General features: G+C 57.9%; 22 protein-coding genes and 1 tRNA gene. 9 read left to right on the plus strand and 14 right to left on the minus strand.

The window, feature by feature from the left end:
* Positions 1-204 precede the first annotated feature (204 nt).
* Positions 205-981 carry an enoyl-CoA hydratase gene (locus tag HMPREF2847_RS02620; RefSeq protein WP_070851425.1) on the plus strand — a complete coding sequence of 259 codons (777 nt, stop codon included), beginning with the start codon at positions 205-207 and terminating at the stop codon, positions 979-981.
* A gap of 132 nt (positions 982-1113) precedes the next feature.
* On the opposite strand, the gene HMPREF2847_RS02625 is transcribed toward HMPREF2847_RS02620, so the two are convergent.
* On the minus strand, positions 1114-1641 hold the full coding sequence (locus tag HMPREF2847_RS02625) for a YdcF family protein (RefSeq protein ID WP_246821913.1): 528 nt from the start codon (positions 1639-1641) through the stop codon (positions 1114-1116).
* Between the two features lie 854 nt (positions 1642-2495).
* On the opposite strand from HMPREF2847_RS02625, the gene HMPREF2847_RS02630 reads away from it, so the two are divergent.
* The 3 genes from HMPREF2847_RS02630 to HMPREF2847_RS02640 all read left to right on the plus strand — a co-directional run bounded on the left by HMPREF2847_RS02630 (position 2496) and on the right by HMPREF2847_RS02640 (position 7964).
* A complete protein-coding gene (locus HMPREF2847_RS02630; RefSeq protein ID WP_070851426.1) occupies positions 2496-5822 on the plus strand; it encodes a heterodisulfide reductase-related iron-sulfur binding cluster in 3327 nt (1108 codons plus the stop codon).
* A 249-nt stretch (positions 5823-6071) separates the two neighbouring features.
* Positions 6072-7178: a histidine kinase gene (locus tag HMPREF2847_RS02635; protein ID WP_222866945.1), complete on the plus strand. Its 1107-nt coding sequence runs from the start codon at positions 6072-6074 to the stop codon at positions 7176-7178.
* A 132-nt stretch (positions 7179-7310) separates the two neighbouring features.
* Positions 7311-7964, plus strand: coding sequence for a response regulator transcription factor (locus tag HMPREF2847_RS02640; protein WP_016421571.1), 654 nt, complete (start codon positions 7311-7313; stop codon positions 7962-7964).
* 140 nt (positions 7965-8104) lie between these two features.
* Here the strand turns inward: HMPREF2847_RS02640 and HMPREF2847_RS02645 are convergent, their stop codons facing one another.
* From HMPREF2847_RS02645 to HMPREF2847_RS02655, 3 genes are read right to left on the minus strand one after another with little or no spacing between them, the layout of a single operon-like run.
* A complete protein-coding gene (locus tag HMPREF2847_RS02645; protein WP_005511781.1) occupies positions 8105-8704 on the minus strand; it encodes a hypothetical protein in 600 nt (199 codons plus the stop codon).
* Between the two features lie 8 nt (positions 8705-8712).
* Complete coding sequence (locus HMPREF2847_RS02650; RefSeq protein ID WP_005511744.1) at positions 8713-9387, minus strand: hypothetical protein; 675 nt, start codon at positions 9385-9387, stop codon at positions 8713-8715.
* Between the two features lie 47 nt (positions 9388-9434).
* Complete coding sequence (locus tag HMPREF2847_RS02655; protein WP_048734421.1) at positions 9435-10031, minus strand: hypothetical protein; 597 nt, start codon at positions 10029-10031, stop codon at positions 9435-9437.
* Between the two features lie 518 nt (positions 10032-10549).
* On the opposite strand from HMPREF2847_RS02655, the gene HMPREF2847_RS02660 reads away from it, so the two are divergent.
* A complete protein-coding gene (locus HMPREF2847_RS02660) occupies positions 10550-10750 on the plus strand; it encodes a hypothetical protein (RefSeq protein ID WP_070851428.1) in 201 nt (66 codons plus the stop codon).
* 236 nt (positions 10751-10986) lie between these two features.
* On the opposite strand, the gene HMPREF2847_RS02665 is transcribed toward HMPREF2847_RS02660, so the two are convergent.
* Positions 10987-11256 carry an NAD(P)H-dependent oxidoreductase gene (locus HMPREF2847_RS02665; protein WP_070851429.1) on the minus strand — a complete coding sequence of 90 codons (270 nt, stop codon included), beginning with the start codon at positions 11254-11256 and terminating at the stop codon, positions 10987-10989.
* Entirely contained in the window at positions 11253-12377 is a 1125-nt protein-coding gene (locus HMPREF2847_RS02670) for a CE1758 family FMN-dependent luciferase-like monooxygenase (protein WP_070851430.1), read from the minus strand. Before HMPREF2847_RS02670 ends, HMPREF2847_RS02665 begins: the two co-directional genes overlap by 4 nt.
* Positions 12378-12515: 138 nt before the next feature.
* Between HMPREF2847_RS02670 and HMPREF2847_RS02675 the strand changes: the two genes are divergently transcribed.
* Both HMPREF2847_RS02675 and HMPREF2847_RS02680 read left to right on the plus strand, forming a co-directional pair.
* Positions 12516-13052, plus strand: a complete 537-nt coding sequence (locus tag HMPREF2847_RS02675; protein WP_070851431.1) for a YceI family protein — start codon at positions 12516-12518, stop codon at positions 13050-13052.
* 147 nt (positions 13053-13199) lie between these two features.
* Entirely contained in the window at positions 13200-14570 is a 1371-nt protein-coding gene (locus tag HMPREF2847_RS02680; RefSeq protein WP_284805669.1) for a pyridoxal phosphate-dependent aminotransferase, read from the plus strand.
* 391 nt (positions 14571-14961) lie between these two features.
* On the opposite strand, the gene HMPREF2847_RS11545 is transcribed toward HMPREF2847_RS02680, so the two are convergent.
* The gene (locus tag HMPREF2847_RS11545; protein ID WP_168168357.1) at positions 14962-15117 is read right to left on the minus strand and encodes a hypothetical protein; all 156 of its coding nucleotides are present in this window, start codon (positions 15115-15117) and stop codon (positions 14962-14964) included.
* Between the two features lie 53 nt (positions 15118-15170).
* Here HMPREF2847_RS11545 and HMPREF2847_RS02690 point away from each other — a divergent pair, with 53 nt between their 5' ends.
* Positions 15171-16670: a YibE/F family protein gene (locus HMPREF2847_RS02690; protein ID WP_070851433.1), complete on the plus strand. Its 1500-nt coding sequence runs from the start codon at positions 15171-15173 to the stop codon at positions 16668-16670.
* On the opposite strand, the gene HMPREF2847_RS02695 is transcribed toward HMPREF2847_RS02690, so the two are convergent.
* Together HMPREF2847_RS02695 and dcd are read right to left on the minus strand one after the other, a co-directional pair.
* Complete coding sequence (locus HMPREF2847_RS02695) at positions 16667-18049, minus strand: UDP-glucose dehydrogenase family protein (protein ID WP_070851434.1); 1383 nt, start codon at positions 18047-18049, stop codon at positions 16667-16669. The two genes, HMPREF2847_RS02690 and HMPREF2847_RS02695, sit on opposite strands and share 4 nt — an antisense overlap.
* A 201-nt stretch (positions 18050-18250) precedes the next feature.
* Positions 18251-18832, minus strand: a complete 582-nt coding sequence (dcd, locus tag HMPREF2847_RS02700) for a dCTP deaminase (RefSeq protein WP_038626826.1) — start codon at positions 18830-18832, stop codon at positions 18251-18253.
* A gap of 207 nt (positions 18833-19039) precedes the next feature.
* Here dcd and HMPREF2847_RS02705 point away from each other — a divergent pair.
* A tRNA-Gly gene (locus tag HMPREF2847_RS02705) sits at positions 19040-19113 on the plus strand.
* A 34-nt stretch (positions 19114-19147) separates the two neighbouring features.
* Here the strand turns inward: HMPREF2847_RS02705 and HMPREF2847_RS02710 are convergent.
* From HMPREF2847_RS02710 to HMPREF2847_RS02730, 5 genes are read right to left on the minus strand one after another with little or no spacing between them, the layout of a single operon-like run.
* Positions 19148-20539, minus strand: a complete 1392-nt coding sequence (locus HMPREF2847_RS02710; protein WP_016421583.1) for an ABC transporter ATP-binding protein — start codon at positions 20537-20539, stop codon at positions 19148-19150.
* Positions 20536-21222, minus strand: coding sequence for an energy-coupling factor transporter transmembrane component T family protein (locus tag HMPREF2847_RS02715; protein ID WP_070429406.1), 687 nt, complete (start codon positions 21220-21222; stop codon positions 20536-20538). Before HMPREF2847_RS02715 ends, HMPREF2847_RS02710 begins: the two co-directional genes overlap by 4 nt.
* Complete coding sequence (locus HMPREF2847_RS02720; protein ID WP_016421585.1) at positions 21215-21811, minus strand: MptD family putative ECF transporter S component; 597 nt, start codon at positions 21809-21811, stop codon at positions 21215-21217. The genes HMPREF2847_RS02715 and HMPREF2847_RS02720 overlap by 8 nt, the downstream gene beginning before the upstream one ends.
* A 34-nt stretch (positions 21812-21845) precedes the next feature.
* A complete protein-coding gene (locus tag HMPREF2847_RS02725; RefSeq protein ID WP_070851435.1) occupies positions 21846-23594 on the minus strand; it encodes an ABC transporter ATP-binding protein in 1749 nt (582 codons plus the stop codon).
* The gene (locus HMPREF2847_RS02730) at positions 23591-25378 is read right to left on the minus strand and encodes an ABC transporter ATP-binding protein (RefSeq protein WP_070851472.1); all 1788 of its coding nucleotides are present in this window, start codon (positions 25376-25378) and stop codon (positions 23591-23593) included. The genes HMPREF2847_RS02725 and HMPREF2847_RS02730 overlap by 4 nt, the downstream gene beginning before the upstream one ends.
* Between the last annotated feature and the right edge of the window lie 69 nt (positions 25379-25447).

The following is a 25447-nucleotide window of genomic DNA, read 5'->3' on the forward strand; positions in this document are numbered from 1 at the left end:
TTCGGCACTTTCTTATAACGTCGTTACTCCAGCTCCGGCCACAAGTCTCCACAAAACAAATTCCCGACCGCGCTGACCTACCCTGCCGCCGCTTTCCCACCCAGGAAAGCGGCGATGCAATCGTCGTGAAGCCCCACCCAAATCCAGCCTCACGGGTAACCTCGCTTACAACCTGATTTCTATTACCGCTTTGGAGACACGAATATGTCCGAGTACACCAACATCCTCACCGAAATCCGCGGTCGCGTCGGCATTATTACCCTGAACCGCCCGAAGGCGCTGAACGCCCTCAATCACAAGACCATGGAAGAGATCGGCGCAGCAGCCACCGCTTTCGACAACGATGCAGGCATTGGCGCGATTATCATCACCGGCTCCGAGAAGGCGTTTGCCGCAGGTGCAGACATTAAGGAGATGGCGGACAAGTCCGGAACCGAGATGTACATCTCCGATTGGTTCGCACGTTGGGATGTCCTGACTTCCGTCCGCACTCCAGTTATCGCCGCCGTCAACGGCTACGCACTGGGCGGTGGCTGCGAGGTCGCCATGATGGCGGACTTCATCATCGCTGGCGCTAAAGCCAAGTTCGGCCAGCCTGAGGTCAACCTCGGCATCTCTCCGGGTATGGGCGGCTCGCAGCGCCTGACCCGCGCAATTGGCAAGGCTAAGGCAATGGAGATGTGTCTCACCGGCCGTATGATGGGCGCCGAAGAAGCCGAGTGCGCAGGTCTGGTCGCCCGCGTCGTCGAGCCGGAGGCGCTTCTCGACGAGGCCTTGAAGGTCGCCGACACCATTGCGTCGAAGTCGCTGGTTGCCACTACCCAGATTAAGGAACAGATTAACCAGGCCTACGAAATGACGCTGTCGCAGGGACTGCTCTTTGAGCGTCGCACCTTCCACTCCCTATTCTCCTCCAATGACCAGAAGGAAGGCATGGCCGCGTTCTCCGAGAAGCGTGAGGCAAACTTCACTAATTCCTAGGATCTCCAGGCGATTATCCGCCTGAAGAAAAGCGAGAGACCCATCCTCTCGAGGGAACCTCTCGCTTTTCTGCCTCAATAGGCCAGTCGATTATGACCGCCCCGCTAGCCGCTGGCCGTATACGGCTAGTGGCTAGTTCACAGTCGACGGGACGGCCAGCCACAGCGCCGAGTCGTCGGCAGCAGAATAGGTGTCGCGTGCGCGCGGTGTGTGCGTTGGAGAAGTCACAATGACAGCGGCACGAACGCCACTGGTTCCCGATTCCGCAAGGTATGCAGTGCCAGCCGCATTTTCAACAGTGGAGTCTGAGTTTGTTTCCATCGTGATTCGCCGCTTCCATACCCCCATAGCTGCAAGCGCATCACGCATGTACTCAGCCTCAGTCTGGCAATCCGGCTGAGTACGACCACCCGTGACGATGACCGGATTAAGAGGATGACGCAGCGCCAGCGAACGTGCAGTTTCCAATCGGGACGTCAAGACAGCAGGAGCACTGCAGTCGGGATTGAGACGGGCTCCGAGCACAATAATCGGCACCTGAGGATCAAGTAGCGCAGTCTCCGCAGCTGCACGTCCGACCGGGGAAACCACCACTGGAGTCATAAGCGAGCTATTGAACGCCTTGACTGCGACCGCACTGACCGGATTGGCGTTTGCCACTGCGCCCGAGCTAAAGACCGCACTCGCACGGCTCCAGCCATAGCGATTGCACGGAAAGATCGCACTATTAAAGTCCCTCTCAAGAAAAAGTGGCACTGAGAAATCCATACCCCACTGCCATTTAGAATCAGACGGATAAATCCGCAGTATCACGCTGCTAATACTAGGTAATACACAGAATGGCGCCTACATAAGAATTGCGCCGGGGGTGGCCAGGCAACTCTCCTCACCACCGAATTGGCACGCCGATTACCAGGCAAATTGCGGACATAGAGGCTTTTAAATCCACTTGGGATTCATAAAAGTCAGTTACATTTAATGACTTTTTCGTTAATTGTCAGCAAATCCCGGGCCCAATAGCGAACTATCCACCAAAACACAGGTACAGAAGTAACTATTGTTATTTGTGTTAAGAATGTAACGCATGTGAATACATGTCTGCTTCAATCAGTTTTCAAAGACCAACACGCCACCGACCCCCTCCCCGCCTCGCAACACAGCTCCGCCCCTGCGCTTCGGCGCTACCCCCGCAATGCGTCCGCAGAACATCGAGTCGACAACACTCGACAACTGCCCACACGCAACACCGCCACCACTTCCGCCCATAAAAGCGTGACGACGAAAGTGCCTCGCACCGTCGTCAAGCGAAGACGTTGCCCCTCGAATCCCTCTCGAATAAAACAACGATTTTTTTGCGTAATTCGCCAAATAACCGCTGGTTACACCGTGTATCGATGAATTCAGCACCATTTTGGACATTAGTTAGGTAAGCGTCCGCGGCTCGTGATAGAACTCACAAGAGAACTATTTTCACTCAGCCATCACCCTGGCTGAGCCAGCCTAGAAGGAACATTATGAGCGTGCTCAACCTCGCCGCGGCGACGGCTGACACGGCGATTCCGGAATCTACCGGATTCACCGTCGCAGTCGGCGTTATTGGCGTCCTGTTGTCCCTGCCCTGCTGGTTCATCTTTATCAAGGGATTCACCCATATGGTGAAGACCATCATGGTGGGCCAAAAGACATACGGTCACACCGGTGAATGGGGAACCCGTATTTGGACCATGATCCGAGAGATCGTCGGTCACACCAAGATGGCCAAGAAACCCGGCGTTGCTGTGGCTCACTGGTTCGTCATGGTGGGCTTCCTCCTCGGCTCCCTGGTGTGGTTCGAGGCGTACATTCAGACCTTCTGGCCAGCCGGTGGTTGGCCAATCCTCAGGAATCTGACCGCCTGGCACTTCATCGACGAACTGCTCGGCCTGGGCACCACCCTGGGCATCCTGACACTGATCCTCGTCCGCCAGACCAACCTGGGCAAGGAGCGCCTGAGCCGCTTCTACGGCTCCAACGCTGGTGCTGCTTATTTCGTCGAGGCTGTCGTCCTCATCGAGGGCCTCGGCATGATGTTCGTCAAGGCAGCCAAGCTGGCTACCTACGGCGACCACGGTCACACTGGCGCCGAGGTCTGGAACTGGGCGAACTTCGCCACCGGTGGTATCGCACAGATTCTGCCGGCCTCCGAAGTCATGGTGTCCATCTTCGCGCTGATTAAGCTGCTGTCCGGTATGGTCTGGCTCTTCGTTGTTGGCCGCAACCTGACTTGGGGTGTCGCATGGCACCGCTTCCTGGCATTCGCCAACATCCTGCTCAAGCGCAACGCTGATGGCTACAACGCCCTCGCTGGCGCTAAGCCGATGACCTCTAACGGCGAGATTTTGAACCTGGAAGAGGCTGACCCAGAAGTTGACTCCATGGGTACCGGTGTGGTCACCGACCACTCCTGGAAGGCTCTGCTGGACTTCACCTCTTGTACTGAGTGTGGTCGCTGCCAGGAGCAGTGCCCGGCATGGAACACTTCCAAGCCACTGTCCCCGAAGCTGCTGGTTAACCAGCTGCGTGACCACGCTTACGCTTCTGCCCCGTACCTGCTGGCTGGCGAGACCATCGAAACCGCTCGCGAGGGCGAAGGCGCTGGCGCAGCACTCCTGACCAAGCCGCTGGTTGGCGACGGCGATGAGGGCGTCATCGACCAGGACGTCCTGTGGTCCTGCACCAACTGTGGTGCCTGTGTTGAGCAGTGCCCGGTTGACATTGAGCACATCGACCACATCGTCGATATGCGCCGCTACCAGGTTCTGGTTGAGTCGGACTTCCCGACCGAGCTGGCTGGCCTGTTCAAGAACCTCGAGACCAAGGGCAACCCGTGGGGCCAGAACGCTTCCACTCGTGCCGACTGGATTAACGAGGTCCGCAAGGAAGGCATCGTCGTCCCGATTTGGGGCGAAGATGTCGAGAGCTTCGACGACACCGAGTACCTGTTCTGGGTCGGTTGTGCCGGTGCGTACGACGACAATGCGAAGAAGACCACCAAGGCTGTTGCAGAAATGCTTTACACCGCCGGTGTGAAGTACGCTGTGCTCTCCCAGGCTGAGGGTTGTACTGGCGATTCCGCTCGCCGCGCTGGTAACGAGTTCCTCTTCCAGATGCTGGCTGAGCAGAACATCGAACAGCTCGATGAGGTCTTCGACGGTGTCCCGCCGAAGCAGCGCAAGATTGTCGTCACCTGTGCGCACTGCTTCAACACCTTCAAGAACGAGTACCCAGAGCTGGGCGGACAGTACGAAGTTGTCCACCACACCCAGCTGCTAAATAAGCTGGTTCGCGCTAACCGCCTCCAGCCGGTTGCTTCCGGCCAAGGCCGCCAGGTCACCTACCACGACCCATGCTTCCTGGGTCGCCACAACAAGGTCTTCGAGGCTCCGCGTGAGCTGATTGGTGCATCCGGCGCTAACCTCGTCGAGATGCCGCGTAACAAGAACACCGGCTTCTGCTGTGGTGCAGGTGGCGCGCGCATGTGGATGGAAGAGACCATCGGCCAGCGCATCAACGTCAACCGCACCGAAGAGGCTGTCGGCACTGGCGCTGAGGCAATTGCCATCGGCTGCCCGTTCTGTAAGACGATGATGAATGACGGTGTCAACAACGTCATCGAGGACGACGAGAAGAAGCCGGAAGTCCTGGACATCGCCCAGATGCTCCGCGACTCTGTGAAGGTCGACGGCGAGCTGCCACAGGCACGTGAGCCGGAGTGGATTGAGCAGCCAGAGCGTGGCTGGGTCGATCCGAAGAAGGCTGAAGAGGAAGAGCGCCTGCGCCTCGAGGAAGAGGAAGCAAAGCGCAAGAAGGCCGAGGCTGCCGAGAAGAAGAAGGCAGAAAAGGCTGCCGCTGCCGGCGCTGGTGCCGCAGCTGCTGGTGCTGCTGCAGGCGCTGCCACCAAGGGCGGCGCACCGACCCCGGGTGGCGCCAAGAAGGGCGCTCCAGCTCCAGGTGGCGCACCGACCCCGGGCGGTGCCAAGAAGGGCGTTCCAGCTCCAGGTGGTGCTCCAAAGCCAGGTGGCGCTCCGAAGCCAGGCGGCGCTAAGGCCGGCGCACCGACCCCGGGTGGCGCCAAGAAGGGCGCTCCAGCTCCAGGTGGCGCACCGAAACCAGGCGGGGCTAAGGCCGGCGCACCAGTTCCGGGTGGCGCTCCAAAGCCAGGCGGCGCAAAGGCCGGCGCACCGGTTCCAGGTGGTGCCAAGAAGGGCGCTCCAGTTCCGGGTAGCGCCAAGGCTGCTAAGCCGGCCGCGCAGGCAGAGCCAGCAGCTGCGGAAACCGAAGCTCCGGCTGAGACCCCGAAGGCAACCAAGGGCGCTCCGATTCCGGGTGGCGCACGCAAGGGCGCACCTGTCCCAGGTGGCGCTAAGAAGGCAGCTCCAGCCGCCAAGCCGAAGGCCGAGGAAACCGCTCCTTCTGAGGACACCGCTGCTGAGGTTACGGCCACCGAGTCCGAGCAGCCAGCAGCTGAGCAGCCGAAGACCGCATCCGGTGCCCCGGTTCCGGGTGGCGCACGCAAGGGCGCTCCGATTCCAGGTGGCGCGCGCAAGGCAAAGCCGGCCGCTAGCGCCCCTGCCCCGACAGCCGAGGAAACCGAGGCTCAGGAAGCATCTGCCCAGCCAGAGGCGGAGCAGGCTCCGGAACAGCCAGAGGTTACCGAAGAGCGGGCGACGGAAGAAGCCACCTCCACCGAGCAGACTGCTGATGCTCCTGCCGAGGAGACGCAGGCACCGTCGGCAAGCGCTAAGAACCTTCCGCGCAACCAGCACGGAGTTCCGCTGCCAGGATCAGCGCGACGTAAGTAACGCTCGCTAAGTAAGCCAAAATCCGCCCGAGAGGTTATTCTTCCCGGGCGGATTTTTTGTGCTTTACGACGACCCCTGCGCCACGGCATTAATCATGCAAATGGCACTCTCAACCGCACTGACAATATATTGATTACTGCATCCCGTTAGAGATGACCGCGTTGTGGTGTGGAAAGAGGTCTTGGCGTAGTGATTAAGAAATCGCTGTCACAGATAAGGGACTTTCTGAGGACTCCGGGGTCAGTGGAGATGGTCATTGCGCTGATCCTCACGGCTCTCGATGCGCTAGTTTTCCGCGAGAGCAACTCTGATCTATTGTTGCCGACCATTATCGGTGGCCTTCAGGTCATTCTTGTTGCAGTGGCCACGTATTTGCCGCTCTTTGCCATGGTGGTTGTCCCAGCGAATTTCTTGGCGTTGACCTTCCTCCCAACAGAGCAAGCTCCAATGCAGATTTTCTGTGCGCTTCTCATCGTGGAAGTGATGCGTGCTAACAACAACAAGATGCCGGCGAGAATCACTGCGTTGCTCTTGTTGGTGATTTCAAACTACGACGTCAACACAAGTACTTTCGCACGTGACCATGTCGCGACCTTTGTGACAACACTGCTTTTTGTAATTGCCTACGCCATCGGCATGATGCGCAGTCGCTACAAAGAACAACGCCGGCAGGCAACGATTGAATCTAACCGCGCTCTGGAAGAGCAACGCCTTGAGTTGGCGACCGTACTGCACGACTCCACTGCCAAGTCCTTTACTCGCGTAACCATGCTGGCGCAGGCGCTCGCCATCGAGCGAGAAGGGACCGATGAAAAACTTGAGGAATCCCTGGAAGACATCGCAGAGACCTCCCGAGAAGGCCTGCTGCAACTTCGCCAGTTGCTTTCATTGCTGAAATCCGCTGACGACGAGAGTTCTTTGACCTCAGCTATCGGCCAGGATGAGCGAGTTCCCAGCATGAACAAGGTGCTCCAACAGGCCAAAGATGAACTACAGGAAGCTGGGTTTAACGTTTCGCTGGCCACGAGGATCGAAACCGAGCCCTCTTTGACGCAGATTTCAGAGGTTATCTCGCCGGCGCTGTCGGAGTTCTGCACGAACATTCAGAAGTACGGCGAACCGCAAACGAACGTTCACATTCTGGCGCTGAGCAACGAGGAAGATGGCTTCACGCTCGACATCAGCAATCAGATATCGAAGGCGCTACCGCATTTTCTGCCGCGGGCGATGCTCTCGAGCGGTTTGGGGCTTTCCTCACTACATCGGCGAGTGCGACCGTGGGACGGTTCCATCACGTCAGAACGAGAGGGAAATGTGTGGAATTGCAAACTCCGCATGCCACCTACCAACCAGTAGGTTACGGTAGCGTAAGATTGATGCAGTAGCCGCCTGTGACGAAGATATCTCTCGAAAAGTCCTGGTTAGCGTAGTAATATCACACGATGACAGATATTGTTCGGTTTTATAACTTCTATGAAAGGTTCGCGGATGTCTGACATTAAGGTTCTCATTGTCGACGACGACCCACTCGTACTCTCGACGCTGCGAACCTATTTCAAGAAGGCACCGCATATCACCGTGGTCGATGAAGCCAGCGATGGCCACGAGGCTCTCAACATTATTGCCCGTGGTGGCGTTGACGTAGTTTTGACCGATATTCATATGCCCAACATGGACGGCGTTGAGCTGCTCGAGCGCATTAAGAAGGTGGAGAATCCACCAAAATTCATCGCTATCACCTCATTTGATACCGATGAAACAATGCTGAAAATCTTGAGTCTCGGCGGAAATGGCTACATTCTCAAAACCGCCCGCCCGGAATCTGTCATTGGCACCGTTGAAGATGTCTTCCAGGGTGGCACCGTAATCTCGCCGATTTCTGCGACTCGGCTGATTAAAACTCTGCCGTCCCGCAACATTTCCTCGTACAAGATCACTCAAGCCGAGCGAGAGGTTCTCGGCCTAATCTGCCGCGGTAAGTCAAACCACGACATCGCCAAGGAACTCGGCAAGTCGCCGGGCACTATCAAGAAGCACCTCTCCAGCATGTTCAATAAGTTTGGAGCTACCTCTCGCCTGGACCTGGCGCTGAAAGCAATAGACGCAGGCTTCCACCCGCCGGCATCCGCTGCCGCAGAATAACCAGGGGCTCTGAGATTTGGCCGGTTAGCGGCTCTGAATTGAGCCTTTGCAGGCCCGAGATAGATAGCAAAAAGGGGCATATTCACTTTCGCGAATATGCCCCTTTTACCCGTGCTGAGTGTGGAGAGAGAACTGTGTAACTACTGGATGGTCACCTCGACATGTCGCTCGCGCGGAGCCACACCGAAGTAGCTGCGCCCAATTGGCTCCCACGTCTTCGAGTTGGCGTTGCAGCGAACTGTCTGTCCGGCGAACTCGTCAACCAGGAATCCCCAGCTCAGACGACCAGTTTCACCCTTGCGCACTTCGTATGGCCCGATCTTCTGCCCAAGGCTCCAAACCATCTCTCGGGAGTATTCCCAGGAGTACTTGCGGTTGAGCTCCTTGCTGACCTTCACACTGACAGAGATATTGGTCCACCACTTCTTGGTCTTGGACTCCTTGATGGTCTGCGTCAGCGGAATCGGCTCATCACCGATGTCATTCTTCGTAGAAACAACGCCTTCAACGTCGTAGCGAGAGCCGGTGATTTCCACGAACTCAGCCACCGAACCCGGAGCTTCACAAGTGGTTCCCGGTGCCGGACCGCGGTCAACTGCCGCCGGCTTGGGCACTGGTACCCACTCCTCCGGCGCGAACGGTTCACCGGCTCCTGGATTCGGGGCGGCCACTGCTGTCGGAGCACCGAGTCCGAGCGCAAAGACCGTCGTCAAGCACATGGCGACAACACGCTTTTTCATAACTGCTCCTAGTCGTTAATCGTGGCGGATGCCGGGCCGCCGTCACCGGAGTTACCGCTGACAGGCGCCCACTGCTGACGGTGCTCGCCCTCCTTGGTGGTCTTGTGCCAGACCACGAAGCGGGTCGACGGCCCCTTGCCGTTGTACTCACCGAAGTAGGGCTCACCGCGCCACAGGCCGGTCTTCTGGTCACAGGTGCGAACACGGCCAATGAAGGACTTCATGTGCACGCCGTAGTCTGCGCGAACGGTCTCACCGGGGTTGACAGTCACCGGGCCCAGCTTGTCGCCAACCGACCACTGACTGACCTCGACGATGCCGTACTTGTTCTTCACCCCGTGGAGGAACACGTCCCACATATTTCCGGAGCTCATGGCCTTCACAGACTCGTTAACTCCCTCTGTCACCTCGAGGGTGTACTGAATCGGGCGGTCAGTGCGGTTGGTGAATGAGTTAGTGCCGTTGTAGCGGTCCCATTCGTCGGTAATCCACTGCTCCCAGGGGTGACGCTTGGCATCCTTGACCGGGTCACATTTATCCGTATTGGTGAAACCGGTGTGGTGCTCATCTTGGTCCGGGGTCTGGGTCAGCGGGGTCGCCGCGGCCTGTCCGACGATGCCTGGCGCAAGAAGACTTGCACCCATCACCGCGCAGGCCAGGGCCTTCTTTTTCAGGCTCAACATGGAGAAACTTCCTTCTGCTTCGAGGTCTTAGAAAGGCTCAGCCCGTCTTAGACGGCGTACTCCTTGACCTGTGCCGGAGCAGCACCGTCGACGGAGCGATCAGCTTCGTTGGCGCGCATGGAAACGCGAATGTGGCGCTCCTTCGGGATGGTGCCCCAGTACGGACGACCTGCGTCGATCCACTTTCCGCCCTTACAGGTCAGGTGAGTACCTTCGAAGGACTGGTTCAGGAAGCCATACTCCAGAACACCGGTGTAGCCAGGCTTGACTGGGTACGGGCCGAGAGTCTGGCCAACTTCCCAGGTCTGAGTGGACTGGTAGCCGGCGCTAAAGGTGACATGGAAGAGCTTGAGCAGGTCGAAGTCGACCGAACCGCCGACGTTCCAGGACTTGGTCTTGCCCTCCTTCAGGGTCTGGGTCAGCGGCAGGTCGGTGTCGCCGTAGTTAGCGACAGTCGCAGTACCTTCGACCTCGAACTTCGAGCCGGTGATCTTCAGGGACTGGCCGGACTGGCCTTCAACGGAGCAGGTGCCACCGACGGTGCCCGGGGTAGGGGCTGGGGCAGCTTCGGCCATCGGGGCAACAGCCAGCGAGGACATGGTAACCAGGGCTGCAATAGAGCCGGAGAGCAGGGTCTTCTTCACGGCGAAATCCTTTCAGGATGTGACGAGCAACTCGTAAGGAAATACTTGAACTGACACCTGCAAAGGTAAGTCGAAATTCAGCGTTTTGTAATGGAAAATTTTCGACTGGCTTTACGACGGCCGCAGCAATTATCCACATAGTAAAAATGGAATCTCACCGATTTCTGCCACGCGAAAATACGACATCTAATTGACCTTGACCAGCGATTATGGGCGCCACAATAAGATTTCGGCGATCAATTCAATCGCATCAGAACTACGCCTTTTGAACCAATTCAAAAATGCCTCGGTCGGCCACTTGGTAATAGACAATCAACATTTCGGCCACTAACCTACCTACATAAAGACACCATAGAGTAGCCATTTGGCCACCCCCGGGAGCGGGCAGACGAAGGGCCCCTCACGCTTCACACTCTTGATTAAATAGTTATGATTTCTTTATTAATCACTGGCGAAGTCCGGCAGTCCACAAAGCCCTGACACTTTGCCGAGGCAGATATCTTTCGGAGTACTACCTAATGTTTCGACGCACTTCTGTTCTTGCTACCACCATTGCATCCGCAGCACTTTCCCTGGGCGCGCTGACCGGTGCCCCTGCTGCTACTGCCGCTACCGCTGCACCGACAGCTACAACCAGCAGCGACGACCTACAGGTTAAGGAATACGCTCTTTCCGATACCTTCTCTTGCGACTACTACAACCTCCCGTGGTGCCGCTAATAGAGCGCCGGCCTCTCCCCTATCCCTCCCCTTCACGTGAGAGCGCGGCTACTTCGCGGTGCCGTCGAGCCCCTCTAGCAGTGTGGCAAAATCCGTGACGTTAGCGCCCACCTGCGTGTTTGTACTGCGCCGATGGTTCGGCGCACCAACACCTTGATTGCCCTCACTGGCCCCGTCCGCTGAATGTGCTGCACCCTTTTCTTCAGCTTCGTTCCCAAAATCTGGATCAAAACCGACTACGGCCGAGCGAACACCGGGGTCGCGGCAATCAATCCATCAGCACCGCTGACAGTATCGAGGGCGGTGCGCAATTTTTCGTCGTAAAGCCCTGTGGACATCACAGTGCCGAGACTGACAGCGAGTTCGCGCAGCTCAATGTACTCGATCTCGAGACCTTCGCCGCGCTTGGAGACCTGCACGTCAACAGCTTCCGCGATGCGATTCGCGAGGATGCGCGTGGTCGATGGGTCGGAAACGCCAGCGCTTACTACGACAAGCTTTCTCACTGCTGATTCCTTTCCGCCGGGCGGACCAGCAGGTGCGGGGAATCTGCGCCTTCGGCGACGAGCGAGGCGTGCGTCGGCGGGTCGGAGGGCACGTGTGCCGGACGGCGGCGCTCGAACTCTTCACGCAGGACCGGAACGATTTCGGTTCCCAGGATCTCAACCTGCTCCAGCGCCATCTCCAGCGGTAGGCCGGCGTGATCGATGAGGAAAAGCTGGCGCTGGTAGTCACCAACGGCATCTGCATAGCCCAGGTAACGTTCGATGATTTGCTCAGGCGTGCCGACGGTCAGTGGAGTGATGTTCTCGAATTCTTCCAACGATGGCCCATGTCCATAGACCGGGGCATTGTCGAAGTAGGGGCGGAAAATTTCCTTGGCTTTCTTCTCCGTCTCAGCAGCGAAGACCTGCCCACCAAGTCCGACAATTGCCTGATCAGCAGCACCATGACCGTAGTGCTCAAAGCGCTGGCGGTAGAGATTGACCATGGCTGTGGTGTGCTCGATATTCCAGAAAATGTGATTATGGAAGAAGCCGTCCCCATAGAAGGCGGCCTGCTCAGCAATCTCGGTGGACCGGATTGAGCCATGCCACACGAAAGGCGCTACCCCGTCGAGCGGACGCGGAGTGGACGTAAAGGACTGCAGCGGCGTGCGGAATTGACCTTGCCAATCCACACTCTCCTCACGCCAAAGGGTGCGCAATAGGTGGTAATTCTCAATGGCCAGCGGAATCCCCTTGCGGATATCCTTGCCAAACCACGGATAAACCGGCCCGGTGTTGCCGCGGCCCATCATGAGATCCATGCGGCCTTCGGAAAGGTGCTGGAGGTAGACGTAATCCTCGGCGATGCGCACGGGGTCGGTGGTGGTAATCAGCGTTGTCGAGGTCGACAGAATCAGATTTTCGGTCTGCGCTGCGAGGTTTGCCAGCAGAATCGGCGGGTTCGCCGGGGCCACAAACGGTGGATTGTGGTGCTGGCCGGTAGCAAATACATCAAGGCCAACCTCTTCAGCCTTCTTCGCTAGCGCGACAGTTGCCTTAATTCGCTCATGTTCAGTAGGGATTTGTCCGGTCGTGGGATCTTTTGTGACGTCGCCAATTGTAAAAACTCCGAATTGCATGGCTCCATATTAAGACCTTTTTGTTGACACGTCATCTCTCCCTGGCTTATAGTTGATACGTCAACACCGGAAGTTGGTTCCGGCGGACAAAAATACTTCGAAACATTCGAGATACTTTTAACTTTTAGGAGATTCACCATGGCTCTTCAGTCTGGTAACTACGTTCTTGATGCACAGCACTCCACCGTTGGATTCACCGTTCGTCACGCAATGATCACTAAGGTCCACGGTCAGTTCACTGAGTTTGAGTCCGTTATTAATTTTGATGCCGACAAGCCGGAGAATTCCACGGCAAAGGCGACCATTCAGGCGAACTCCATCAACACCAACAATGAAGAGCGCGACAACCACCTGCGCTCGAAGGACTTCTTCGGCACCGACGAAAACCCGACCTTCGAGTTCGTTTCCACCGCTATCGAGCTCCAGAGCGAAGAAAAGGCCACCGTTACCGGCGACCTGACCATCAACGGCATTACCAAGCCGATCACCCTAGATGTCGATATTTTCGGCTCCGCTGAAGACCCATGGGGTCAGACTCCCGTTGGCTTCGAGGCAGCTACCAAGATTGACCGCACCGATTTCGGTATCGATTACAACGCTCCTATTAAGACTGGCGGCCTGCTCCTTGGCAATGAGATTTCCCTGCAGATCGACGGCTCCGCAGTCAAGCAGTAACTAGCAGCCGGAACCCAGCAGCCAGAACCCCAGAAAAGCGTCCTGCATCCTCATGCAGGACGCTTTTGCGCAATCAATGTGCAATTAATCTGCCCCCGCTGTGAGAAAAGCATGGTGCGGGAGCAAAAAAGTGGCATGCTTAGACAGGTGAGTTCCAGTAAAGACACTTCCCAGGGCACCGAAACCACCAACGAGACAACGCAGGACGCTCAGACTGCGCAGGCCGCTCAGGCCGAGCAGTCCCGCGCCGCCCGCGTTGCCGCCCGTCGTGGAAACATCAAGGCACCTCGCCGCACTCCGCTGAAGACACTGGACCAATCCTCCAAGCTGCAGAACGTCCTCTACGACATTCGCGGTCCGGTGACTACTCTCGCCGAGCAGATGGAGGCCGACGGCCACCGCATCATGATGCTCAACACTGGCAATCCGGCGAAGTTCGGCTTTGATGCACCTGACACCATCGTGCAGGACATGGTCCGGGCCCTCCCCCACGCACAGGGCTACTCCGAGTCCAAGGGTATTTACTCCGCACGCCGTGCCGTCGTCACGCGCTATGAGATGGACCCGGATTTCCCCCGTTTCGACGTCAACGACGTCTGGCTGGGCAACGGCGTCTCCGAGCTGATTTCCATCACCACGCAGGCGCTGCTCAACGAGGGCGATGAGGTCCTCATTCCAGCTCCGGATTACCCGCTCTGGACGGCAGCAACCACCCTCGCCGGCGGTAAGGCCGTCCACTACACGTGTGATGAGGAGAATAACTGGGCTCCGGATGTCGAAGACATTCGCTCGAAGGTGACGGATCGCACGAAGGCGATTGTCATCATCAACCCGAACAATCCGACCGGCGCGGTCTACACACGCCAGACACTCGAAGCCATCGTCGATATCGCTCGTGAGCACTCACTCCTGCTGCTTTCCGACGAAATCTACGACCGCATCCTCTACGACGATGCAGAGCACATTTCCACTGCTTCCTTGGCCCCGGATTTGCTCTGTATCACCTTCAACGGCCTGTCCAAAACCTACCGCGTGGCCGGCTACCGCGCGGGCTGGATGGTACTGACTGGCCCGAAGCGCCACGCAGAGGGCTTTATCGAGGGCATCAACCTGCTGGCCAGCACCCGTCTGTGCCCGAATGTCCCTGCTCAACACGGCATTCAGGTGGCACTTGGCGGTTACCAGTCCATCGAGGACCTGATCTTGCCAGGCGGTCGCCTCCTGGAGCAGCGCAATGTCGCCTACGAGGGACTGACCTCAATTCCGGGCGTGAGCTGCGTGAAGCCGATGGGAGCAATGTACGCATTCCCGAAGCTGGATCCGAACGTCTACGAAATTCACGATGACGAAAGGCTGATGCTCGACATTTTGCGTGAAGAGAAGATCCTGATGGTCGGCGGCTCTGGCTTCAACTACCCGACGCCGGATCACTTCCGAATTGTCACCCTGCCGTGGGCGCGCGACCTGAAGGAAGCCATCGAGCGCCTGGGCAACTTCCTGGTCAGCTACAAGCAGTAGCAGGGATTAGGCTGTTAACGGTGGGCAGGCACTCAAAAGGTTCAGTGGATTCCGGGAATCAGCAGGCTTTTCGCGTTGCTGCGAGTTCTACCCCTCTCACATATCGATGCGCTATTCACTTATAGACACGCTGGAGCGCATCGATAAGTGAGTATTGCGTCGAAAAGTGGGCACAGTGTTGATGACCACGGCTCGGCGCGCCGGAATGGCGGTACGCCTTCCGGAGCTGGTGCAGCGATTAGGTTATTAAGGGTGGGCAGGCATTCAAAAGATTCAATGAACTCTAGTAGCCAGCAACCTTTTCGCGTTGCTCCGGGTTCCGACATAGGTGCGCATCTCGACGCACTGAAGAACTCGAACAGCGGCTCCCCTACCGGCCGGTTCCGGGCTGTCAACGCCGCGAATCAACCCAACTCTGAAACCTCGGCTGCCGCAGCACGACATGCAGAACCAGCACGACATGCAGAACCAGCGCAGCCAGCAGAACCAGCGCAGTCGACAGCAACTGCGCAGCCGACAGCACCGGCGCGGCAAACCGAACCTGCACAAGCCAAACCAAAACCGACAAAACCGCGGCACAACCCCACAAGAGCACGTCGCTTGCTGGCCACAGTTCTTACAGTTGCTGGCATTGCGACTTTCCTCGCAGTGATTGGGCTCTGGCCATCGGGTGAAGCTCCGAGTCCGGGGCCGGGATTCCTGCAGTCACAGACATCAGCTGCAGAGACGGTCAAGGGAACCGTCGTAAAGCACAGCGTCGGGGCGTGCAATTCGCCTGACAACGGACGTGTCTTCGACGACCAGCCGCGGCCAGGGCTGACGGCTTCGCTCAACGACCCCGCGGCGCCGAAGTGCCAGCTCTCGGTCATTGAACTGACCTCGGGCCCAGACGAGGGCAAGAAGACTCTTCTGGAGGCATCCGGCCTGCCCGGTGAGATTGAGCTGGCGGAGGGCGACAAGGTCGTCCTGGCAATTCACCGCCCAAACGCGGCCGGTACCGGAGCTGTCGACAATGGTGCCGTGCCGGATCCGGGGTTGATGACACCAGCTCCTGGCGTTGTCCCCGCGCCTGCCCCTGAGGGAGCAGAGGGGGAGCCTGCTCCTGATGCTGAGGCTCCGGCACCGACTCCGGCACCAGCTCCGGCCCCGGAGCAGGAACCAGCACCTGAATCCGGCGCAGAAGCTCCTGCTCCACCCGCACCACCTGCCCCCGAGGCTCCCGCGGCCGACACCAATGTCGTCGATCTCGCACCTCATCAGGTTGTCGACACCGCTAGCATCGGGAACACCTACACCTTCCTGGACATGGATCGCACCACGACAATCTGGTTGTGGCTCGGCGCGGCAGTACTTCTCATCATCCTCGTCGGCATGACTCGCGGGGTCTTGAGCCTCATTGGTCTTGGCATCACGCTGGCCGCAGTGATGGGATTTCTGGTTCCGGCACTGCTACGCGGCGGCGATCCTGTGGCCTTAGCCATCACGGCGGGCGCGGCGATTCTCTTCCCTGTGCTCTTCCTCGTTCATGGCATCAACTGGAAGTCAGCTTCCGCACTGGCGGGAACACTCACCACGATGGTGCTGGCGGCGGGCCTGGCCAACCTCGCAATCTCCACGTCGCAGCTACGTGGTCTCGGCAACGAGGACAACCTGCTTATTCAGCTTTACCTGCCTGATGTCTCCGTCACAGGTCTGCTTCTGGCGGGATTCATCATCGGCGCGTTGGGCGTGCTTAACGACGTCACCATCGCCCAGGCCTCTACCGTCCAGGAGCTCTACGAAGCAGCTCCACGGTCGCGGCCTATGGAGGTCTTCCGCTCGGCAATGCGCGTCGGTCGCGACCACATAGCGTCGATGGTCTACACACTGGTACTGGCGTACCTCGGCACCGCACTGCCGCTATCGATTTTGTTAAGCGTCTCCGACCGGCCGCTGATGCAGTCGTTGACCTCCGATGTAGTGGCCACAGAACTGCTGCGTTCCACCATCGGTGCGGTCGCTTTGGTACTCGCGGTGCCGATTACCACCCTCATCGCCGCCTATACCGTGGCTCCGGAGGGTATGAAGTTTCCGAAGCGCTCGAGAGCGGCCAGTATTTAGCCGCGGCCGAGGCAGGTGACATCCCAGCCTGCGGCACGCCACTGATCGGTTGGCAGGCAGTTGCGGCCGTCAAGCACCGCTGCGCGCTTGACCAGTTTCTTCGCAACCACCGGGTCGATATCGCGGAACTGCTGCCACTCGGTGGCGACGACAACCATCTCCGAGCCTTCCAGAGCTGCTTCGATGCTCGGTGCGTACTCCAAGGTCGGGAAATTCTTCTTGGCGTTCTCCATGGCCTGTGGGTCGTAAACGCTCACCGAAGCGCCTGCCAACGACAGCGAACCGGCAATCGACAGCGCCGGGGAGTCACGCACATCGTCAGAGTTCGGCTTGAAAGCCGCACCCAGCACAGTCACGGTGTGACCGAGCAACGAGCCACCAAAGCTACCGCGTACCAGGTCAACGGTCTTTTCACGGCGACGCATGTTGATTGCATCGACCTCGCGCAGGAAAGTCATCGCCTGGTCAACGCCCAGCTCACCAGCGCGGGCCATGAATGCGCGGATATCCTTCGGCAGGCAACCGCCGCCGAAGCCCAGCCCCGCATTGAGGAAGCGGCGGCCAATTCGAGCGTCCATACCGATGGCGTCGGCAAGCGTGGTGATATCCGCACCTGTGACCTCACAGATTTCAGAGACCGCGTTGATGAAGGAAATCTTGGTGGCGAGGAATGCATTCGCCGACACCTTCACCAGCTCTGCGGTGGCGGTGTCCGCGACGATAAACGGCGTCTCACGCTCAAAGATAGGGCCGAAGCACTCGCGCAGACTTTCCTCAGCGATCGATTCGACTTCCTGACCTGCACCATTGAGGATCATGCCCGGCTTCTGCACACCCAGCACCACACGGTCCGGCTCCAGGGTGTCCTTTACCGCGAAGCCCTCACGCAGGAACTCCGGGTTCCAGGCGATCTCGAGGCTGGTGTTCTTCAACTGCTCATCACCAGATGCGGCGCGCTCGCTGATTATCTCCGCAGCCAGTTCCTGCAGGCGCGGCGCGGTACCGACGGGCACGGTGGACTTACCAAACACCAAGTGCTTGCCGACGACGCGCTTAGCCAATTCGGTTACAGCGGCGTCCACATAGCGAACGTCAGCAGCGTAAGAGCCCTTAATCTGCGGAGTTCCCACGCCTACAAAGTGGACGTTCGCAAATTCAACGGCCTCGTCGTAGTCAGTGGTGAAACGTAGACGCCCCGACTCAACGTGCTTCTTCAGCAGTTCAGGCAAACCAGGCTCGAAGAAAGGAACTTGACCTGCGGACAATGCCTCAATCTTGGCGGGATCTACATCTACGCCGAGAACCTCGTGACCCAACTCCGCCATTGCTGCGGCGTGAGTGGCACCAAGGTAACCCGTACCAATAACCGTAATACGCATAAGGGCTATTATTTATCGAAAGATAAAAGGCCCTCAAGCCGATTTAACCCTTAAATGGTGTGAACTAAAGGCCCATATTTAGGCTTTTCACCTGCGGAAACTCTTTATTGAACAATTGTTTCCATTTCTTCACCGAGAATTCACTCGGGGCTATTCACAATTCATTTATATTCCGAGTTCATATCCCGAGTTTCAGGTGCCTTATTCCTCATCACGGAAGTTCAGGTACGCACGCGACGGCGTCGGGCCGCGCTGCCCCTGATACTTCGAACCGAGCTTGCCGGAACCGTAAGGCACTTCTGCCGGCGAGGACATCTTGAACAGTGCCAGCTGGCCGACCTTCATATTTGGCCACAGTGCGATAGGCAAGTTCGCCACATTGGATAGCTCCAGCGTGATGTGACCTGAAAACCCTGGATCAATAAAGCCGGCGGTCGAGTGCGTTGCCAGGCCCAGACGCCCCAGCGAAGACTTACCTTCCAGGCGGCCTGCCAAGTTCGGAGGAATAGTGAAGTACTCCAGGGTCGATGCCAGGACGAACTCGCCCGGGTGAAGAATGAAGGGCTGCCCTTCTGGAACCTCGTGCGGGGACGTCAGTTCTTCCTGCGGCAACTTCGGATCGATGTGCGTGTACTGCGAGTTGTTAAAAACTCGGAAGAACTTGTCCAGACGCACGTCGATGGACGAAGGCTGAATCATCTTCGGGTCAAAAGGATCAATGCCGAGATGGCCGGAGCCTTCGGCATCGATAGCGGCACGAATATCACGATCTGAGAGCAACACATAGACCAGCTTAACCGCTCTGTAATGCACAGCGTGCGCGGGTTGCAGGATATGCCCGCGATAAATTCAGCGGAGCTGCTGCCAACCAATTTTTTCGACGCGAATCGAGAGTGCTACATTGAAGTTACAGAGGGCGACTGATTTCCTGCATGCCACACCTACTGTGCCAATCCCGTGGCGTGCTTTTAATCATTCCGCCTACTGTGTGCCGATGTAGTTCAATGGTAGAACTCCTGCTTCCCAAGCAGGCGGCGCGGGTTCGATTCCCGTCATCGGCTCCACTATGACGTCGAAAATGATAAGTAGGCGTTTGCGTTAGCAGGCGTTGATTTGGTCGAGGCGGACGCTATGGTCGGCGACCTCGGTAACGAGTTCAGCGTCGTGGGTGATGACAATGACGACGGCACCAGTGTCAGCGAGTTTACGCATTACCCGGGAAATCGCGACAAGGTGCTTGTAGCCAACACCGGACGTGGGCTCGTCGAAGATGTAAACTTTCTTGTTCGCAGCAAGCGCTGTAGCAATAACCAGGCGTTGGCGTTGCCCGCCAGAGAGTGCTTGGGGATGATCAGCCTCGTGGTCGGCAAGGTCGAGTTCTTCAAGGATCGCGTGGGCATCGATGCGTTGCTTTTCGGCTTTGGTCGTGCCGAGCGTGACTTCGTCAATGACTGTGTCCGAGAACAACTGTCGGGTAGGGTCTTGCATCACAAGGTAGGAGTCACGGCTGGTGAATTTCTGTCCATTGAGTGTGATGGATGTATGCTTGGCCTTTTCAAGTCCGCAGACGATTCGTGCCAGTGTTGATTTGCCCGACCCGCACGGGCCCAACAGTGCAGTGATTTTCCCTTCCGGGAAGAGCACATGGTCGATGTTGAGGACTGTGTTTCCGTGGCGGTAGGCGAAGGTGAGGTTGTCGATCGTGAGCCCATCTCCTGCCGGTTGCGGTAGCTGCGGCATGGGCACGGGCACAAGGGATCGCAGTCCAAGCTGTTTGCGCTCCTCATCCGAGGTAGCGTAGAACTCTTCGCCGGTTGCGGTGAGGGCGATATTGCCTTTGTCGAAGCAGTAGACGCGGTCGACAATCCCGGCGAGGAAACTCAGCCGGTGTTCAGCGATGATGATGGTGTGCCCGTCTTTTTTGAGCCGGGCGATGAGCGTGGCGAGTTGGTCGATAACGTCAGCGGACAAGTTCGCGGTCGGCTCGTCAAAGACGATCAGCGACGTGTTGTTGCACATGGCGACGGCGCAGGCCACGCGTTGCATCTGCCCACCCGACAGTTGTGTGACGCGGGATTCCAACTGGTCGGCGATACCTAACTCGGCGGCAACCTCGTCAATGCGGGCACTAATCTCCTGCGGGTCGCGGCCGAGATTTTCTGGGCCGAAGGCGAGTTCTTGGCGCACGTGAGTGGTGTAGAACTGGGTGCGCGGGTTTTGAAACACTGTCGAACAGTGGTGGGCAAGCTCTGATAGATCTACTCGTGCCACGTCAATGTCGTCGACTGTGACGCTTCCGGTAAGGTCGCCGTCGTGGAAGTGCGGGATCAGCCCGTTAAACAGCCGTAGCGCGGTAGTTTTCCCTGACCCAGACGCGCCGCACAGCAAGGTGACGGTTCCAGGTGTGATGGTGATGGTTGCGTCTGTGATTGAGGGGTGGTCTGCTCCCCGATAGGTGAAGGTGACGCCGGTGGCTTGGGCTGTTGTCATAGGGTGATTCTCCATATCGCGAAGCCGATAACGATGAGCAGAATGACCGCGTCGACCACCCGGAATTTCACGACCGTGACTGAGGTAGGCTTTGCGGTTCCGCCCAGTCCGCGTACAAGGGCAGCAGATGCCAGTTCGTCCCCGCTTCGCACCACGGTCGATAGCAGCGGGATCGTGAAGTACTGGGCCGCGCGCAGGGAAAGCGCGGACATCCCGCGAAGCTTCATCGCATCTGAGATCGCTTTAACCTCGTGGCCGATCACGGGCAGCACCCGTAACGCGACTGAGATAGGGATCGTCAAACAAGTCGGGATTCGTGAGCTGGCTAGTGCTTTTTGCAAGGTGGCAGGTCGGATTACACCGATCGCGTATGCGCCCATGCCTGCGCTGACGCTGAATCGCCACATCCACTGCAGAAACAGCACGAGGAATGCGCTGGCTGTTGATTTCCAGACCAGGGGTATCACATAAACGAGCCCACCGAGGACCGCAAACGTGGCCAGGTAGACGGCCACCCAGCTCGGGCGCACGAGCGTGTTGGGGTTGATCGAGGCGCTCGCCAGCATCACGGCAGCGAATCCGCCCAGAGCACACACGAACCACGGCGAGTAGGAACTGTAGATCGTGGTGGAGACGATGACGAGCGCTACGATAATCGTGCGCGGGTCGGGAAGTTTAGACAAGACCGGCCCGTTCAAAGTGTTTGCGCGCGACCCTGGTTCCCAACAGACCAGCAAGCCAGCCAACGATGAGCATCACGACGAAGAAGCCCAACAGAATCGGGATAGTGACAACCTGGGCCATCTTCGCGGCATACTCGGCGCCCATTTGTTCGGCGATCTGCGACATATATGCCTCTTGGTTCATAAATAGCGGCATCCACGGTGACACGTAGATCGGCAGAATAAACAGTGCGTATGCCAGCGGAACGCGAACCTTCACGCTCTTCGGCCCCTTGGTGATGACTAGGTCGGCGAGCAGGCCGAATACAGCGGCGATCGCGATGCCGCCCACCCAGTGGCCGGTCACGAAGAAGAGGATTTCGATGAGGATCAGCATGATGGTCAATGCCCCCATCTTCGGAGTGCGTGCTGTGAACAGCGCAAAGACGATGCCGTTAACGAGGATAGAAAGCAAGAAGCCGGCATACATGGCGACGGGGATGAACCCGAGCATTCCGAATGCAAACACGATGACGAACATCAAGGCAGTGAAGACGCCGATGTTGATGAAGTCGCGCGTGTTGAGGCGCGAGGATGTGCGTGTGGACATAGTTTTTCCTTTTATGTGCTGATATGCGCTGTGTTTAGACGAGTTGCCATCCGCCTGCGTTGATGCGCTCTTGCCAGAAATCGCGGTATTGACCCGGCTGGTTGACCAGCTCGTCGTGAGGCCCGCGCTGGGCGATACGCCCACCGTGGGAGAGCACAATGATTTGGTCAGCTTGGCGAATGGTTTCAAGTTTGTGGGCGATCACGATCAGTGTGGAGTGCTTGCGTAGCTCGTTCATCGCCGCAACAATGTTGGCTTCATTTTCCGCATCCAACGCGCTGGTGGCCTCATCGAACAGCACGATCGGGGCCTTCTTCACCAAGGCGCGAGCGATGGACACTCGTTGGCGTTCCCCACCTGACAGTGCACGCCCGCCAGCGCCCGCCAATGAATTCCAGCCATCTGGGAGGCGGTTGACGATTTCCGTCACGCCCGACAGGTCAGCGGCCCACCTGATTTCTTCATCGGTAGCTTCTGGGTTGCCAAGGCGAATGTTGGCCTCAAGCGTGTCATTGAATAAGTAGACGTCTTGGAAGACCAGGGATATCTGGCGCATCAAATCTTCGGTGGTCTGCTCACGCACATCAACCCCGCCAACGCGCACGCTGCCGGACTGCACATCCCAGAAACGTGCAACCAACCGGGCGATCGTCGTCTTCCCGCACCCAGATGGACCAACCAGGGCACACATGCCGCCTTGCGGGACATGGAAGGAAAAATCACGGAGAACCGGGGTGTCCGGATCGTAGCCGAAGGTCACATCATCGAAGCGAACATCACCAGGAGCGCTCACCGGTGTGGAGGTGACAGGTTCGGACAGTTCGGGAGCGTCCATGACCTTGTCGACGTGGTTCATCTGCTGGCGGCGTTCTTCCAGCCCGGTCATGCAGCCACCGATGTCTTGGAGCATGGTGGTGAACCGCAGGCACATGCCGATGGTGACCACAGCGTTCAACGCATTCATCTGCCCGCCGAGGGCGAGTTGGGCGGTCAGCCAAATCATTACCACGACAAGGGCTTGGACGAACATTCCGTTTATCAGGTTCGCTAATGTTTCGATCCACAATGCTTTGCGGCTTTTGCGGTCAGCCTGTTTGAATGCCCGATCAAGGGCCGGGTAGTCGTCGGCGACATGGCAGGAGCGCAGCGCGCCTTGGCAGGTGGAGAATTCGACCATGCGAGCCGCCAGCTCCGATTCTGCTGGTTCGGAAACCTGTTTGCCCTTATCGAGAAGCACACGGGAGATATGAAGGAAGGCGAGCATGATCGGGAAGGCGATCGTCAAGGTCAGTCCCAGTCGCCAATCCCAGAACCAGGTTCCCACAGTGATCACCAGCACGGCTGAGAGTTTTTGGACGAGGGAGAAAATGAAATGTGCCGCCGACTCGCCCAAGTTCATCATTTCCTGGGTGACCATGCGCGACAGCCGTCCAGAACTACCCGAATCAAACACTCCCAACGGTAGGCGGGCTACCTTGTTGCCGACCGCTTGGTGTACGTCGTGAATGAACCCGAGCGCGCCGATATAGCCGGTGCGCATGCCATAAAACTCCGTGCCCACGCCCAGCATCGCGATTACCGCCAAGGCGATGAGCCAGCCCCAAAACGACAGCCCCCACACCGGCATTCCGGTCGCTAGGGCACTTGCTGCGGGAAGCAAAGTCAGCAGGGCAAAGCCGTGACACAGTCCTGAGACCGCACCCCACGCTTGACCGACCGAGAGGTCTCGCCACGAGGCGGGTTCCATCAAACGCTTAAAGCGTGGCAGCAATAGTTGATTCATCGTGTCATCTCCTCGCATGCACCTTGGGCAAGAAGTGCCTGATAGTGCGCATTACCCAACAGCTCGTCGTGTTTACCGACCACAGCAATGCGCCCGCGTTCCATGACGACGATTTGGTCTGCCCCTCTGATTGAGGCCAGTCGGTGGGCGATCACAATCACGGTTCTGCCTTTGGCAAGAGTCGAGAGAGCTTGTTGGATTTTCGATTCCGATTCCGGGTCCGCCATCGCCGTCGCCTCGTCCAACACCAACACTGGGGCATCAACCATGAGCGCCCGGGCGATCGCGATACGGGCTGCCTGCCCGCCCGAAACGTGGGTATCCTCACCCAACACAGTGTCGTAACCATCTGGCAGGCTCATGATGAACTCATCGATCTGCGCCGCCCGCGCCGCCTGCCGCACCTGATCCAAGGTTGCGTCTGGCGCGCCAAGAGCGATGTTGTTTCGAATGGTGTCGCGAATAAGCTGTGCATCTTGCAGGACAAATGCGACCGTCGAATACAACACATCCTGGGAAATGCTCTTTAGATCAACCCCGCCAATAGTGATCGTGCCAGCATCTGGATCATCGAAGCGGGCAATCAAACTCGCCAACGTCGACTTTCCCGCGCCCGACGGGCCAACCAGCGCGGTCACCGTGCCTGCCGGAATGCTCAGGCTCACTTCGTCTAACGCTTGGGTCTCGTCATAGGCATACGACACACCCCGAATCTCGATATCATGACCCTTTGGCGTCTGCGGCATATCTGGCTGAGGCAATGCCGGTAGCTCCATGACGTTCACCAGCCGTACTGCCGCAGACCCTGCGAGCTGGTACGACCAGGCGATGGTTGCGACTGCCATCAACGCTCCCGGCAACACCAAGGCGATCAACGTGGTCGTTATCACCTCGTAGATGCTCACCCAACCGGCGTTCATCATCAACGCGCCACCGCCAAGGTTCACGATCAACAACACCGGGATCGACACCCACGAAAATGAGGCGACCGACATCGACACCAGCGGCATGCACCATGCCCGGTAGAACTTAGAAAACTCGTTAGCTGCATCTAAATAGGCTTTATGTGCTTGGCCGACCTTGCCGAACGCTTTCACCACTGAGATACCGGCAACGAACTCGGCCATCGTTGCCGAAACCTGAGCGAGCTTGGTGTCCATTTCCGCGGTCTTCTCATTCATCCCACGCATCGACATGCCATACATGCCCACATAAACCGGAATCGTCGCGATCGACAGCAGAGCGAGCCGCCAATCCACCACGAACGCATAGGCCAACAAGGCGAGCGGGGATACGATCGCGTTCAGTTTCTCAATCGGCCCGTGCGCGATCACTGTGTGCACCGTGGCCGTATCATCCTGAATGGTCTTGCGGATCTTCCCCTCACCCTCGCGGGTAAACCACGACAGCGGAGCAGTCGACATGCGGGCGGCAATCTGGCGGCGCATTTGATTACGCAACGACAGGTCAATAAAATGCGTCACGCCCAACGCAACAAAATATAAGGTCAACCGGGCCATGTATGCGCTGACGAGGAGCATCACGATCCAGTTCACCCGCGCCGGGTCCACCCGGTCTTGCATCAGCGCAGCTCCCAGCTCCACCAAAGCCACATAGGGTGCGATAGCCAACACCCCAGAGGCGAACGTTAAGGCCTGCGCGATAAACAGTTTGCCTTTCACCGGCTGCGATAGCTGACGGATCGCGTTCTGGCCAGCGACTGATTTTTCCTTCGCCGACCCATACTCGCCTTCAACAACCTGATCCGTTGCACTTTCGTTCACGTAAGCACCATCCTTATTAGGCATGCCTAACCTTACTATATTTCTGGGAGGTGTGTCTACTGTGCACGT

It is taken from the genome of Corynebacterium sp. HMSC074C03, from assembly GCF_001838285.1.
GTDB lineage: Bacteria > Actinomycetota > Actinomycetes > Mycobacteriales > Mycobacteriaceae > Corynebacterium > Corynebacterium amycolatum.

Coding starts and splice junctions, on each gene's coding strand:
- HMPREF2847_RS02620 (WP_070851425.1), top strand. CDS start 205: ATGTCCGAGTACACCAACATCCTCACCGAAATCCGCGGTCGCGTCGGC.
- HMPREF2847_RS02630 (WP_070851426.1), top strand. CDS start 2,496: ATGAGCGTGCTCAACCTCGCCGCGGCGACGGCTGACACGGCGATTCCG.
- HMPREF2847_RS02635 (WP_222866945.1), top strand. CDS start 6,072: ATGGTCATTGCGCTGATCCTCACGGCTCTCGATGCGCTAGTTTTCCGC.
- HMPREF2847_RS02640 (WP_016421571.1), top strand. CDS start 7,311: ATGTCTGACATTAAGGTTCTCATTGTCGACGACGACCCACTCGTACTC.
- HMPREF2847_RS02645 (WP_005511781.1), bottom strand. CDS start 8,704: ATGAAAAAGCGTGTTGTCGCCATGTGCTTGACGACGGTCTTTGCGCTC.
- HMPREF2847_RS02650 (WP_005511744.1), bottom strand. CDS start 9,387: ATGTTGAGCCTGAAAAAGAAGGCCCTGGCCTGCGCGGTGATGGGTGCA.
- HMPREF2847_RS02660 (WP_070851428.1), top strand. CDS start 10,550: ATGTTTCGACGCACTTCTGTTCTTGCTACCACCATTGCATCCGCAGCA.
- HMPREF2847_RS02670 (WP_070851430.1), bottom strand. CDS start 12,377: ATGCAATTCGGAGTTTTTACAATTGGCGACGTCACAAAAGATCCCACG.
- HMPREF2847_RS02675 (WP_070851431.1), top strand. CDS start 12,516: ATGGCTCTTCAGTCTGGTAACTACGTTCTTGATGCACAGCACTCCACC.
- HMPREF2847_RS02695 (WP_070851434.1), bottom strand. CDS start 18,049: ATGCGTATTACGGTTATTGGTACGGGTTACCTTGGTGCCACTCACGCC.
- HMPREF2847_RS02710 (WP_016421583.1), bottom strand. CDS start 20,539: ATGACAACAGCCCAAGCCACCGGCGTCACCTTCACCTATCGGGGAGCA.
- HMPREF2847_RS02720 (WP_016421585.1), bottom strand. CDS start 21,811: ATGTCCACACGCACATCCTCGCGCCTCAACACGCGCGACTTCATCAAC.
- HMPREF2847_RS02725 (WP_070851435.1), bottom strand. CDS start 23,594: ATGAATCAACTATTGCTGCCACGCTTTAAGCGTTTGATGGAACCCGCC.